Raw genomic sequence first — 14048 nt, 5'->3', positions numbered from 1 at the left:
GTTTCCTCTTTTCTGCGTTAAATAAAATCAGTGATCAGGTGCCCAGATGCGGATACCGGCATGGCTGAAGGGCACTTCTTTGGAAATGTTCAGGCGGATCAGAATCGGGGTAATGGCCTCAATACAGCGGGCGCTCTCGGCGGTGCCGGCGTTGTAGCTGGTGATGCCAATCTGAGCCAGTACATCGCGTACGGCTTTCTTCGCGTCGACGTCATTACCACACACCAGAACATCGCAATTAATGTGCTGATCGAGTTTGTTCAGGGTGACGGCGGACACGTTGTGCAAAGCGCCGACGACGGGAATGCTGTCACCGAGCAGGGCCTGAGCGGCTTCAGTAGCGGAGCCTTCTGGCGGCATGGCAACGGCCTTCGGATTGCCTTCGGCCAGTGGCACCACAATATCGACCAGCACCTTGCCCTGCAGCAGGTCTTTAATGCTGCTCAGCGTGGCGTTGTGCGCGCTGAAGGGCACGGCCAGAATCACCAGCTGGCTGGCCTGTTGCGTCGCAGTCAGGGTATCGGCACCGCTGATAACCGCTGCGTCAGGCGCAATAGCGGCGAGTTTTTGGCTTAATTCAGCGGCGCATTCGATGGCGCGTTCCGCATCGCGTGAACCAATAACGACCGGAATTCCGGCGCGGGCAAAGCGCAGGGCAAGACCCTTTCCCTGTGGGCCTGTGCCGCCAAGAATGGCAATGGTCATTTGAATAAATCCTCTTTGGAAGGTCGGAGTAAATCGGCAGCGCTGGCATGCGCATCGCTTTGCCAGCATAAGCCGCGGAAAATAATGAGCGGACACTTGCCGGCTTTGCTCATCAGCAAACCGGAAGCACCGGCGAGTTCGTCGGCAAAGGCCGGGGCGGTCACTTTTAATTCACGGCCCCAGGCATCGGTATCGCCGTACATGGTTACCAGCGCGGGTACGTTAGCGATGCCTACGGCGACGTTGGTTTGCCCCAGACGCCAAGGACGACCAAAGGTGTCGGAAATAATGACGCCCAAGCGGCAGTTAAAATGCGCCTCCAGTGCCTGGCACAGTGAACGCGCACTGGCGTCAGGATCCTGCGGCAGAAAAATCAGCTGATTTTCGTTATCAGCATTCGATTGATCGACGGCGGCATTGGCGCAGATAAAACCCAGACGGTGCTCGGCAATTAAAATGCCTTCAGGCTGGCCGGGGCGTTTAACCGCGCGCAGAATCTGTTTCGATTCGCGCAGAATGATTTCCACTTTACGCGGGTCTTTATTCACTTCGGCGGCGAGTTTCAGCGCCGCTTCAGACGGTTCGACCTGTTCAATGTCGGCCACAGCCCCTTCGCATTTGGAAACAACCTTGTGCGCGATCACCAGAATATCGCCCTCATGCAGATGCATATTCTGCGCGCTCAGCACCTGAATAAAGGCGCCGGCCAGATCATCCCCGGGCTGAAAATCCGGCAAGCCGAACGGGGCGAGCATTTCCATGCGTGCCGCCGGAAAAGCCAGCGGTTGCTTGCCGTTATCAGGACTCATGTCGGGAAGCGCTGTGTTATGCATAAGGCAATACCTTGTCGGCCACAGGGGCGTAATAAAGATCGGGCGGTAAATCCTGCGGATGGTCGATATCCGCACTGAGATAATTCAGTGTCAGGCGCGCGCAACTTAAGTGCAGGCGCGCAGCAGCGCGGGCGTGTTCGCGCCCGGACTGCTCGCCATAGCAGAAAGGAATGGCATCCGGCGGTGTACAGAGCAGGGCGTTGGTACCGCCGTCACGGGCATTGGCGATCACAACCTGTGCAGGCTCAGCCAGTAAACGCAAAATCTCATCGCGCTTAAGCTGTTCGATATCCGCAGGAATAATCAGCTGGCGGCTGAAACGGTTACGCAGTGACCAGCGAGTGGCGCGCACCAGTGCCTGATTCAGGCCGGCGGGGCTCGCTTCGAGCAGAATTTCACAACCAAACTGCCGTGCGGTAGCGGCTACCCAGGCGGATGGCGTCACCACCAACAGCGTCAGTTGGGGAAATTCGCGGCGGAAAAACGCCAGCGTATTGCGGAATAAATGAATCGCCAGAGCAGCCCGCTGTTCATCACTGAGCGCACGGTTAAGGCGCATTTTGGACTGCACCGGGTGTTTCATCGGAATCACCACACAGATATCGGCGTTGTTCATTCGCACACCTCCTGTTGCAGCTGCTGATAAAAAGCCACGGTTTCATTCATTAACCGCGTTTTATCGGCATCGTTATTCATCAGGGTGTGGGTGACCAGTACCGGCAGGTCCCGGTCTTCGAGCAGCGGGCGCCAGTCATGATCGGCGTGGTCGATCATCAGGCCGTCGAGAATATCGGCATACAGCTCTGCAATGGCCACCGGCGAGGTATTCAAACCCAGAGCTTCGAGCATTTTATCCGCCGGGCCTTTTACGGTTTTTCCACCAATAAAAGGCGAAATGGCAATGCATTTTGCCCGCGCACTGCGGATTGCATCGCGAATGCCCGGAATCGCCAAAATAGCCCCGATGCTGACGATGGGGTTGCTCGGTGCCAGTACAATCAGGTCGGCGCTGTGAATGGCCGCCAGCGCTTCTGGTGTTGCGGTGGCTTTATCGGCGCCGTGAAATTCAATGTGATGAATTTCAGGGGCGCAACGTTCGCGCACGAAGTATTCCTGAAAACTCAGCTCACCCTGATCCGTGGTTAAGCGCGTCTGCACAACGTCATCGGTTGGCAGAATAATGGGCTGTTTAACCCCGTTTTTTTCTGCAATATGCGCGGCAATAGCACTTGGCCGGATACCATTGCTGCGTTGTTCTGTTCGGTAGATATGCGTGGCGAAATCCATATCTCCGAGCCACATCCAGGTGTCAGCGCCCAGCGTATTTAACGCGTTTAATACCTGCGCACTGTCACCGGTCAGCCCCCAGCCTTGTTGCGGATGAATGCGTCGCGCCAGGGTGTAGGTCAGGGTATCGATATCCGGTGACACCCACAGGCCATGAAAGGCTTCATCATCGGCGATATTGCCAATAATACGGGTGCGTTCTGCGTGTGGCCCCAGCGCCAGACCCAGTGCCGCTTTGGCACCGCCAACGCCACCGGCCAGCAAGGTGATGACAGGTTGTGCGTTCATCAGGCAATACCTGTCAGCAGAATATGTTGTGACGGCGAAATAAACGACGGGCTGAAATCCCCGGCCGGGCCGTAGTCTTGAACGCAGCTGTACAGGGTGGAGCGCTGAATGGCTGAAAGGCCTGCCTTATGAATATTGGCCACCATGTCTTCGGGGAAAACTTCCTGACCATGCTGGCCGCCGGCGGCGCGGGAAATGCTCTCGTTCATTAAGGTGCCACCCAGATCGTTGGCACCGGCCCTGAGCATTTGTGCGGCGGTTTCCGGGCCCATTTTTACCCAGGATGCCTGAATGTTATCGATGTGCCCCTGCAGCATCAGCCGCGCAACCGCGTGCATTTTAAAGTGCTCTGCGCGGGTCGGACCGGTGCGCACACCCTGCGGGTTTTCTTTGTACAAAGGGGTTTCGTAGTGAATAAAACCCAGAGGGACAAATTCGGTGAAGCCGCCGGTTTCTTTTTGAATGGTACGCAGCAGATCCAGGTGATAGGCCCAGTCGGACGGACCATCGACATGGCCGTACATAATGGTGGACGTCGTCCGCACCCCAACCGAGTGAGCCGCTTTGATAATACGTACCCATTCTTCGGTTTTGAGCTTGTCTTTTGTCAGTTTTTTGCGGACTTCCGGTTCCAGAATTTCTGCCGCAGTGCCGGGCATTGAACCCAGACCATGTGCTTTCAGGTCGGCCAAAAAGGCTTCCGGGGTCATTCGTGCTTTTTTCGCGCCGTACCAGATTTCAAAGGGTGAAAAGGCGTGAATATGAATATCCGGTACCCGGCTTTTAATGGCGATAAGCACATTGCGGTAGAAATCTTTATCGATGTCCGGATGCAGGCCACCCTGTACGCACACTTCGGTGGCACCGCGGGCCCAGGCTTCTTCGGCGCGGTTGGCGATTTCGTCGAACGAAATAAATTCAGCCGTAGCGTCTTCTTTCGCCACGGAGAAGTTGCAGAAGCTGCAGCCCATGTAGCAGACGTTGGTAAAGTTAATATTGCGGGTAATCACAAAGGAGCCGGTATCACCGCAGCGCAGCTGACGTACCCGGTCGGCCGTGGCCAGCAGGGCGTTGTATTCAACCCCTGAGGTATTAAACAGAGTCACGGCTTCTTCGCGGCTGAGCTCACCGCCGGTCAGCGATTTGCGCAAAATACGGCGTACCTCGGGTTCGCTCTGGGCCAGCAGGCGTTCGAGCTGGGCGCCGGATTCAGGTTGGAAAAGAAAATCAGCAATGGCGTTCATAAAGGCTCCTTAATCCTGCAGTGACTGGTGAGCAGCAAGGCCGTTACTGGCGGCCATACCGGCCACCACGGGACCCAGATCGCTGTGCAGCCAGCGACCGGCGCGTTTTAAATAATCGGGATAAATGGTCAGGCGTTCCTGCAGGCGGTAACCGCGCGCATTGCAGGCGGATTGCAGGCTTTCGGCCTGAGGCCAGGCGCGTTCGGGGTTAATGTGATCAATGGTCAGCGGCGATACGCCACCCCAGTCATTAATGCCGGCGGAAATGTAGTGGCCGTAGCGTTCTTCCAGATTCGGCGGTGCCTGCAGGCTGATGGATGGATGCAGCAGCAGGCGGGCAATGGCGAGTGTGCGGCGCATATCATCCAGATCGGGTTCGCTGCAGCCGGCCATGGCGGTGCCGGCTTTGGCGCGGAAGTTCTGTACGATGACTTCCTGTATATGGCCGTAATACAGATGCATTTCGTTAATCGCCAGCAGGCTGTCGATGCGCTCTTCCCAGGTTTCGCCAATGCCGATCAGAATGCCGGTGGTGAAGGGAATATCGAGCTGGCCGGCCGCTTCTATGGTACGCAGGCGCGCCGCCGGTACTTTGTCCGGGCAGGCGTGGTGGGCCTGATCTTTTTTCAGCAAACGCAGGCTGACGTTTTCCAGCATCATGCCCATGCTGGCGGCAACGGGTTTTAAATACGCCAGTTCGTCGCGGTTTAAAGTGCCTGGATTCAGATGCGGTAATAAATGGCTGTTATCCAGCACCAGCGCCGCCATGTCGTGCAGATAATTCAGCGTGCTGTCGTAGCTGAGTGCTGCCAGTTTTTGCTGCGCCAGCGCGTGTTTCAGTTCGGGTTTTTCGCCCAGGCTGAACAGTGCCTCTTTGCACCCCAGGGCTTCGCCCTTACGTACCACGTCCAGCACTTCCGATGGGCTCATATAGTGCGCGCCGTCGGCATCGGTGTTTTTAACAAAGGTGCAGTAGCCGCAGGTATCACGGCACATATTGGTTAACGGAATAAATATCTTGCGCGACCAGGTGAGTGTGTTGCCAAAGCACAGGTCGCGCACAGCGGCTGCTTCTTTGCACAGGGCATGCAAGTCTGGCCCGGTCACATGGGCAAGTTGCAGTGCTTCACTTCTGGTCAGCATGGTATCTCCCGATCGCATTCTTTGTTTTACCGTTTGGTAAAATTATTGATACCGGTGTTTTACCACTTGGTAAACATAAAGTTGGCGTTCAGATTCGGTGCGTTCGGACAGGGTTTTGCACCGAAAATCAGCGTTTTAATAGCCGAAGACCGAGGGAATATCCGACGCAGAAGGCGCCGTTATGACGTGTCTTTTACCCTGCTTTTGTTTTCTGCAGGCAGGCTGAAAGCCGGACGGCTGGCCGTTGGCTGCGGATTTTTTATGGTCACTGACTGCTGTGTTCGGTGTTTTCCGCCAGCGCTTTATAGTGAACGGAATACCTGTGCTGGCGGTGCACCGTAAATGAGCCGGGCATAAAAAAGCCGGGTTTTGTCTGGCAGAACCCGGCTTTTTTGCACCCGTTAAGGGCAGGGTGTTGGAGCGCTTTTAACGACTAATTGGCAACAATGCCATTCAGGACGAGGCGGGTCAGAAAATCCGCGGCTTCATTGAAGTCGTTTTTCGTCAGTTTCTTTTTACCCATTAACAGCTGAATCTGGGTGGCAAAGTCGGCGTAGGTCTGGGTGGCGGCCCAGATGGTAAAAAACAGATGCTCGGGCGAAATGTCGCGGATCAGCCCGGCTTTGCTCCAGCGTTTCACCAGTTCGACGTCTTTTTCAAATTGCGGCTTTAAATGGCTGATGAGGTAGTCGCGCAGAATCGGCGCACCGTTGATCACTTCATGGGCGAACACTTTGGAACCGTCCGGATTTTCGTAAGACAGTTCCAGCTTGCCGCGGATGTAATGGGCGATGATGTCCGCAGGCAAGGCATCCGGATCTTCACTGAACACCATTTTCTCGGTCCAGATATCCAGCGTGTTCTGCAGCACTTTGCGGTACAGGGTTTCTTTGGTCGGAAAGTAATAAATCAGGTTCTGTTTGGAAATACCGACCGCTTCGGCAATCACTTCCATCGAGGTGCCGTTGAACCCGGTACAGGCGAAGGCTTTTTCGGCGGCGCGGATAATGCGGGCTTCAAGTTGCTGGCGCTGGGCGTTGGGTTTGCGCTGGCGCGTTTCGTTTTTCTGGTAAATCACGGTATGTCCTGTCGCGGGCAAGGCGGTAACTGTATCACTGAATCGGCTGTCTGGCGTGATGCTTTGCACGCTCAGAGGTCGTGTACGTTGCGCAGTGACTGTAAAAAATGCTCGACCAGACGGGTCGGGCGCGGCGACTTGCGGTACAGGGCAGCAAAGTCACAGAAGTATTCGTAGTCCGGACTCGGAATGCGCTTCATCTCGCCGGCGTGCACGAACACGCGGGCATAGTGCTCGGGCAGAAAGCCGATAAAACCGCCGCTTTTGATCAGGGTGGCGATGCCTTCCTGGTCGTTGGCGGTGGCCACTTTGTTCAGCCCCAGTTTGTGCGACACGTCCATGTTCGGGCTGTGGAAGTCGAGGCCGGCGTAGCGCTGGCGGGCGATGATTTCCGGGGTGATGCTCTCGGCCTGAGTGAACAGCGGATGCTCGCGCCCGCAATACAGGTACATCTGCTCACCGAACAGACGGATGTACTCCAGGCTGGTCGACGGCCGGTGCGTGGGGATGATGCCGACCTGATAGCTGCCATCAAGCACGCCTTTCTCAATGCTGTTCACCGGTACGATGTGAATACGGATAAACACGTCCGGTGCTTCTTTAAGGTACGCCGCAATCGCCTGATGGATGCGGCAGGCCTGATTGGTCACGGTTTTGTCGAAGATGGCGATCGACAGGCTGCCCTGCAGCGAGCGGTGCAGGTCGTTCACCTGATTGCGGAAGTCTTCAAGCGAGCCGATCAGCCGGTCGGCGGCGTCGCGTATCTGCGCACCTTCCTGCGTCAGCGAGAAGCCCGCACGGCCGCGGTGGCAGAGGGTGATGCCGAGGCGGGTTTCCAGATCTTTCAGGTGGCGGCTGATGGTCGAACGGCCGATGTTCAGCTCCAGCTCGGCGGCACTTAAGCCACCGCAGCGGGCCACGGCCATAAAGATGCGCAGCAGGCGGATGTCGGCGTCGGACAGGTTACCCAGTAAGGCTTTCATGCGGTCTCTCCGGCGGCCGCCGGGGTTTGCTGGCGGCGGCCATAAAGTTTCATAAATATGAAAGTTAGATTCGATAGATTGTAATTTATCAAACAAAACACAGCGCATACAGTGGCGACATCGAAGTTCAACTTATTGAGTCGTACCATGAACAAGCCATTGTCCGCCGGCGTTACCCAGGCCCAGTTAGATGCTCACTGGATGCCGTACACCTCCAACCGCGAATTCAAACAGAACCCACGCATGATCACCGGCGCCGACGGCGCTTACCTGATCGACGACAAGGGCCGCCGCATTCTGGATGGTCTGTCCGGTCTGTGGACCTGTGGTGCCGGTCACAACCGTCCGGAAATCGCCGATGCGGTGGCGAAACAGCTGCGCACGCTCGATTACGCGCCGGCGTTCCAGTACGGCCATCCGCTGGCGTTCCAGCTGGCGGAGCGAATTGCCAATCTGGTCCCGGCCGGCATGAACAAAGTGTTCTTCGCCAACTCAGGTTCTGAAGCCGCTGATACCGCGACCAAGATTGCCCGCGGTTACTGGCGCCAGAAAGGCATGGCCACCAAAACCCGCATCATCGGCCGTGCCAAGGGTTACCACGGCGCCAGCTGGGGCGGCATCAGCTTCGGTGGTATCGGTGGCAACCGTAAAATCTGGGGCCAGGCGATGGAGTCTGACCACCTGAGCCACACGCTGCTGCCGGAAAACAAATTCACCAAAGGTCTGCCGGAATACGGTTCGCATCTGGCCAATGAGCTGGAAGATCTGGTGGCACTGCACGATGCGTCCAACATCGCGGCCGTTATCGTTGAGCCTTTCTCAGGTTCCGCTGGTGTGATTGTGCCTCCAAAAGGGTACCTGAAGCGTCTGCGTGAAATTTGCGACAAGCACAACATCCTGCTGATTTTCGACGAAGTGATTACCGGTTTCGGACGTGCTGGTGCCATGTTTGGCGCCGATGCCTTTGATGTCGTGCCGGACATGATCAACTTCGCCAAGCAGATCACCAACGGTGCCATTCCAATGGGCGGTGTGATTGTGCGCGATGGCATCTACAACACCTTTATGGAAGCGGGCGGTGCACCGCACGCGGTAGAACTGCCACACGGTTTCACCTATTCCGGTCACCCGGTTGCCTGTGCGGCGGCCATGGCGACACTGGACGTGCTGGAAAACGAACAGCTGATTCCTCGCGTGGCCGAACTGGCACCGTACTTTGAAGAAGCGGTACACAGCCTGAAAGGTCTGAAGTACATCAGCGACATCCGCAACTGTGGTTTCGCCGCCGGTTTCACCATTGAAAGCGCCGGTGACCCGACCCTGCGTCCGTATCAGATTGCCATGAAGTGTCTGGAGAAGGGTGCCTACGTCCGCTACGGCGGCGACACCATTCAGCTGGGTATTCCGTTTATTTTCGAAAAAGAACAGATCGATTCGCTGATCAACATTCTGGGCGAATCCATCAGCGAGCTGGAATAAAAGGCTCGCCTTAACACATGAATGAACGGCGGCTCTGGTCAATCACGTTGACTGTCAGCCAGTGTCGCCGGAACCGTTGAAAAGAATTAAATAAAGAGGAAATCGTTGTGACTACCATCGGACATTTTATTGGTGGCGAAGACGTTCTGACCGGTAACCGTACTCAGGGCGTATTTAATCCATCCACCGGCGAACAGATCGCCGACGTGGAACTGGCCAGCGTGGCCACTGTGGAACAGGCCATTGCCAATGCCAAAGCCGCGTACCCGGCCTGGCGCAATACACCACCGGCCAAACGCGCCCAGGTGATGTTCCGCTTCAAAATGCTGCTGGAAGAAAAAGCCGACGAAATCTGCGAACTCATCAGCCGTGAGCACGGTAAAGTGCTGCACGATGCCCGTGGTGAACTGCAGCGCGGTATCGAAAACGTGGAATACGCCTGTGGCATCCCTGAGCTGCTGAAAGGCGAGCACAGCAAAAACGTTGGCCCGGCCATCGACAGCTGGAGCGAATTCCAGCCACTGGGCGTGGTTGCCGGTATTACGCCGTTCAACTTCCCGGCCATGGTGCCAATGTGGATGTGGCCTTCTGCCGTTATGTGCGGTAACGCTTTTGTTCTTAAGCCGTCTGAGCGTGATCCGTCCAGCACCCTGTACATTGCCAAACTGGCGTACGAAGCCGGTCTGCCAAAAGGCATTCTGAACGTGGTGAACGGCGACAAAGAAGCGGTCGACACACTGCTGCATTCGCCGGATGTACATGCCGTAAGCTTTGTCGGTTCAACCCCGATTGCTGAATACATTTACGAAACCGCAGCGGCCACCGGCAAGCGTTGTCAGGCACTGGGTGGCGCGAAAAACCACGCCATCGTCATGCCGGATGCCGATCTGGATAACGCCGTGAACGCCCTGATGGGTGCGGCGTACGGTTCCTGTGGCGAACGCTGCATGGCCATTTCAGTCGCCGTTGCCGTAGGCGATGAAGTAGGTGATGAACTGTCCCGTCGTCTGACTGAACAACTGAAAGGTCTGAAAGTCGGTTCCGGTCTGGACAACAGCAACGAAATGGGCCCGCTGATCACGGCCGCTGCACGCGACAAAGTGGTTGGTTACATCAATTCCGGTGTCGAGCAGGGCGCTGAACTGGTGGTCGATGGCCGCGGTATTCAGGTACCGGGTTTCGAAAATGGTTTCTATGTTGGTGGCACGCTGTTCGACCGCGTTACTCCGGAAATGACCATTTATCAGGAAGAAATCTTTGGCCCGGTACTGGTCATCGTGCGGGTGAAAACCCTGCAGGAAGCCATGGACCTGATCAACGCCCACGAATACGGCAACGGCACCTGTCTGTTCACCCGTGACGGTGAAGCGGCGCGCTATTTTGCCGACAATATTCTGGTGGGCATGGTCGGTATTAACGTACCGCTGCCAGTGCCGGTTTCTTACCACAGCTTCGGTGGCTGGAAACGCTCACTGTTCGGCGATCTGCATGCCTACGGCCCGGATTCCGTGCGTTTCTACACCAAGCGCAAAACCATTACCCAGCGCTGGCCGTCCAGCGGCGTGCGTGAAGGTATTGCTTACTCCTTCCCAAGCTGATTTCCCGTATCAGTCTGGTTTCGGGCGGCCTTATGGCCGCCTTTTTTGTTTTATTCTGCCGCAACATCCGTATCCTGAAGCCGCCGTATTTCGTATCTCACTAACGCGAAAAAAAGCGGCTGCACACTTTTATTTCACACGGATTTGGTCACTGCACAATAACTGTGCCGGGGCCGGCTTTCTCTCCGCATAATCGACCAGTTGCTGGCTTTGACTGGCGTAAAACCTGTGTGTTTCTGGGCCTGAATCCTGACTTTACATGGCTGACAATCTGGCCTTTTTATTGTTCTGCCGTTCGCCGTTCCAGACATCATGCGGCCTGCGCCACACCGCTTACGTGGAGGGTTCTGAATACGCAGTGCGTGAGGCCATATTGCCTGCGATTGGCACAAACCTTGATTAACCAGTCAGGTTCTCGCGTATTTTCACATCGCGATTTTTTTTGAATAAAAGTTTTACCACTTGGTAAATATAAAGAGCGCCGGTGGTCAACCGCGGGGGTGCGAAAGCAGCCCCGGGCATTAAGAGGACGGTATGAAAGAACTGCGTATTAATAAGCAACGTCTGTGGGACAGCCTGATGGAAATGGGCGATATCGGCGGTACCGACGAGGGCGGTTGTGCCCGTCTGGTCGGCACCGACCTGGATAAACAGTCGCGCGATTTATTCACCCGCTGGTGCGAAGCCGCCGGGGCCACGGTGAGCTTCGATCAGTTCGGCAATATGTTTGCCCGCCGTCCGGGCAAGAATAACGATCTGCCGGCTGTATGCACCGGCAGTCACCTGGATACCCAGCCGACCGGTGGCAAATTCGACGGTGTGTTCGGCGTACTGGCCGGCGTTGAAGTGCTGCGCACCCTGCACGAAAATCAGATTGAAACCGAAACCGCCGTTGAAGTTTCCGTGTGGACCAACGAAGAAGGCTCGCGTTTTCAGCCGGCCATGCAGGGTTCTGGCGTGTACGTGGGTCGTTTTGATCTGCAGGAAGAACTGAATAAAACCGATGTGAATGGCATCCGCTTAGGCGATGAGCTGGCGCGCATTGGTTATATCGGTGACGCCAAACCGGGCAGCCGCAACATGGGCGCGTTTTTTGAAGCCCATATCGAGCAGGGCCCGATTCTTGAAGACGAAAATAAAACCATTGGTGTGGTGCGTTTAGGGCAGGGCATCCGCTGGTACAACGTGGTGATTAAAGGCCGCTCGCAGCATTCCGGCACCACGCCGATGCATCTGCGCAAAGACGCTATGGTGGCCACGGCACTGATTACCGCTGAAGTAGAAAACATCGGCAACCGCCATAAAAACGGTCTGGGCACTGTGGGCTTTATGCAGGTGTTTCCGAATTCGCGCAACGTGATTCCGGGCCGCATGAATTTCAGTATTGACCTGCGCAACCCGGATGCCGGCGTTTTAAAAACCATGAACGACGAGCTGCTGGCGTTCTGCGAAAAAATCGCCGCTGAGCGTGATCTGGAAATCGAGGTGGACAACTACTGGTATTTCGCGCCGGTGGAATTCCGTCTGTCAGACGACGTGGAAGCCGCCGCCCGGGAGCTGGGCTATTCGCACATGGATATCTACGCCGGCGCCGGTCATGACGCCTGTTATATGTCCGACATTATGCCGTCCGGGATGATTTTTACACCCTGTGAAAAAGGCATCAGCCATAACCCTGCCGAGCGCACCACGCCCGAGCAGTGCGAGGCTGGTGCCAACGTGCTGTTACACGCCATGCTGAAAGCCAGCGCCCGTATCAGCCAGCAACACCATCAGGAGGGGAGCGTTACCGAGGTCGCCTGACCGTTAGGGTGCACCGCATTGCGTAATGACCTGAGCCAGTTTGCTGCCCGGCAGCGCCATTGAAAAACCATTAAAACTGAAAAGAGAGGCAAGTTATGAGCACGAGCAAGCCCGTCAAGGTTGGCGAGTTCTACGAACTCGAAACCGGTTCCGATCTCGAAACCGGCACCTTCTATAACGAAGACCTTGCACCCACCAAAGTGAAGGAACGCACCTGGAATAAAATGAACATTGCCGCTCTGTGGGTGGGCATGGCCATTTGTGTGCCGACCTATACGCTGGGTGGTGTACTGACCGCGTATTTCGGTCTGTCGGTGACCGAAGCATTAATTACGATTCTGCTGGCCAATATTGTGGTGCTGCTGCCACTGACGCTGAACGCATTTCCGGGCACCAAATACGGTATTCCGTTTCCTGTGCTGCTGCGTTCGTCGTTCGGTATTGTCGGCTCCAACGTACCTTGTCTGATCCGCGGTATCGTGGCCTGCGGCTGGTTTGGTATTCAGACCATGTTCGGCGGTCTGGCCATTCATTTAATGCTGTCCGCCATGTCCGACAGCTGGGCGAGTCTGGGCGGTGTCGGTGAAGTCATCGGCTTCTTTATTTTCTGGGCACTGAACATTGCCGTGGTGATTAAAGGCTCTGAATCCATTAAATGGCTGGAAACCCTGTCGGCGCCTCTGCTGCTGGCGGTGGGTGTGGGCCTGATGGTCTGGGCCGGTGGCAAAGTGTCGTTCAGCGAGATGCTGGCGGTACCGGCTAACCGTCCGGCAGAAGCGGGTTTTATGGGCTATTTCTTCGGTGGTCTGACCGCCATGGTGGGTTTCTGGGCAACGCTGTCGCTGAATATTCCTGACTTTTCCCGTTACGCGAAATCCCAGAAAGATCAGGTTACCGGTCAGATCATCGGTCTGCCGCTGACCATGTTCTTCTTTGCTGCGCTGGGCGTGGTAATGACCGCTGCGTCTCCGGCTCTGGTGGGTGAAGTGGTGTCCGACCCGATCAGCCTGATCGGTAAAATCGACAGCCCATTCTGGGTGGTAGTCGCCATGGTGCTGATCATTATTGCCACGATTTCCACCAACACTGCCGCCAACGTGGTGTCACCAACCAACGATTTCCAGAACATTGCGCCGAAATACATCAACAACACCCGCGGCGTTCTGCTGACCGGTTTTGTCGGTCTGCTGCTGATGAGCTGGGAGCTGCTGAAAAAAGCCGGTCTGCTGGAATCCGATGTCAGCGTGGAAAGCATGTATTCCAACTGGCTGCTGGGTTATTCCAGTCTGCTGGGCCCGATCGCCGGCATCATGATTGTCGATTATTTCCTGATCAAAAATCAGGAGCTGGACCTGGTGTCGCTGTACAGCGAAAAAGGCAGTTACCCAATGGTGAACTACACCGGCTTTATCGCCTTCCTGGTGCCGGTGGCGCTGACCGTTATCGCCATCACCACAGGTTTCCTGAGCTGGTTCTACAGCTATGGCTGGTTTACCGGTGCAATTTCCGGTGCCGTAATTTATTACATCGCCGCCAACGCGATGCAGGCTCAGTCGGTACCGGCTACTGCGCAATAACAGGCACGACGCTCAAGAGCAGGGCGCAAG

General features: G+C 55.9%; 12 protein-coding genes. 4 read left to right on the top strand and 8 right to left on the bottom strand.

The window, feature by feature from the left end; all coding sequences use genetic code 11:
* Positions 1-27: 27 nt before the first annotated feature.
* The 8 genes from npdG to ACQUQU_RS08075 form a co-directional block, all read right to left on the bottom strand.
* Positions 28-705: an NADPH-dependent F420 reductase gene (gene npdG, locus ACQUQU_RS08110; protein ID WP_430462740.1), complete on the bottom strand. Its 678-nt coding sequence runs from the start codon at positions 703-705 to the stop codon at positions 28-30.
* Positions 702-1538, bottom strand: a complete 837-nt coding sequence (gene cofE / locus ACQUQU_RS08105) for a coenzyme F420-0:L-glutamate ligase (protein WP_430462739.1) — start codon at positions 1536-1538, stop codon at positions 702-704. Before cofE ends, npdG begins: the two co-directional genes overlap by 4 nt.
* Entirely contained in the window at positions 1531-2154 is a 624-nt protein-coding gene (cofC, locus tag ACQUQU_RS08100; RefSeq protein ID WP_430462738.1) for a 2-phospho-L-lactate guanylyltransferase, read from the bottom strand. The genes cofE and cofC overlap by 8 nt, the downstream gene beginning before the upstream one ends.
* On the bottom strand, positions 2151-3113 hold the full coding sequence (gene cofD / locus ACQUQU_RS08095) for a 2-phospho-L-lactate transferase (protein WP_430462737.1): 963 nt from the start codon (positions 3111-3113) through the stop codon (positions 2151-2153). Before cofD ends, cofC begins: the two co-directional genes overlap by 4 nt.
* Positions 3113-4357: a 5-amino-6-(D-ribitylamino)uracil--L-tyrosine 4-hydroxyphenyl transferase CofH gene (gene cofH, locus ACQUQU_RS08090; protein ID WP_430462736.1), complete on the bottom strand. Its 1245-nt coding sequence runs from the start codon at positions 4355-4357 to the stop codon at positions 3113-3115. The genes cofD and cofH overlap by 1 nt, the downstream gene beginning before the upstream one ends.
* Positions 4358-4366: 9 nt before the next feature.
* On the bottom strand, positions 4367-5500 hold the full coding sequence (gene cofG, locus ACQUQU_RS08085) for a 7,8-didemethyl-8-hydroxy-5-deazariboflavin synthase CofG (RefSeq protein WP_430462735.1): 1134 nt from the start codon (positions 5498-5500) through the stop codon (positions 4367-4369).
* Between the two features lie 433 nt (positions 5501-5933).
* Positions 5934-6578, bottom strand: a complete 645-nt coding sequence (locus ACQUQU_RS08080; protein WP_430462734.1) for a TetR/AcrR family transcriptional regulator — start codon at positions 6576-6578, stop codon at positions 5934-5936.
* Between the two features lie 71 nt (positions 6579-6649).
* The gene (locus ACQUQU_RS08075; protein ID WP_430462733.1) at positions 6650-7561 is read right to left on the bottom strand and encodes a LysR family transcriptional regulator; all 912 of its coding nucleotides are present in this window, start codon (positions 7559-7561) and stop codon (positions 6650-6652) included.
* A gap of 147 nt (positions 7562-7708) precedes the next feature.
* Here ACQUQU_RS08075 and ACQUQU_RS08070 point away from each other — a divergent pair, with 147 nt between their 5' ends.
* From ACQUQU_RS08070 to ACQUQU_RS08055, 4 genes are all read left to right on the top strand, one after another.
* On the top strand, positions 7709-9040 hold the full coding sequence (locus tag ACQUQU_RS08070; protein WP_430462732.1) for an aspartate aminotransferase family protein: 1332 nt from the start codon (positions 7709-7711) through the stop codon (positions 9038-9040).
* 107 nt (positions 9041-9147) lie between these two features.
* The gene (locus ACQUQU_RS08065) at positions 9148-10638 is read left to right on the top strand and encodes a CoA-acylating methylmalonate-semialdehyde dehydrogenase (RefSeq protein ID WP_430462731.1); all 1491 of its coding nucleotides are present in this window, start codon (positions 9148-9150) and stop codon (positions 10636-10638) included.
* 534 nt (positions 10639-11172) lie between these two features.
* Positions 11173-12441, top strand: a complete 1269-nt coding sequence (locus ACQUQU_RS08060; protein WP_430462730.1) for a Zn-dependent hydrolase — start codon at positions 11173-11175, stop codon at positions 12439-12441.
* Between the two features lie 95 nt (positions 12442-12536).
* Complete coding sequence (locus ACQUQU_RS08055) at positions 12537-14018, top strand: NCS1 family nucleobase:cation symporter-1 (protein ID WP_430462729.1); 1482 nt, start codon at positions 12537-12539, stop codon at positions 14016-14018.
* Positions 14019-14048 lie beyond the last annotated feature (30 nt).

This window comes from Thalassolituus sp. LLYu03, assembly GCF_050507655.1.
Taxonomy (GTDB): domain Bacteria; phylum Pseudomonadota; class Gammaproteobacteria; order Pseudomonadales; family Oceanobacteraceae; genus Venatoribacter.
The sequence above is the reverse complement of the archived record's forward strand: the minus strand, read 5'-3'. Positions and strand labels throughout refer to the sequence as shown.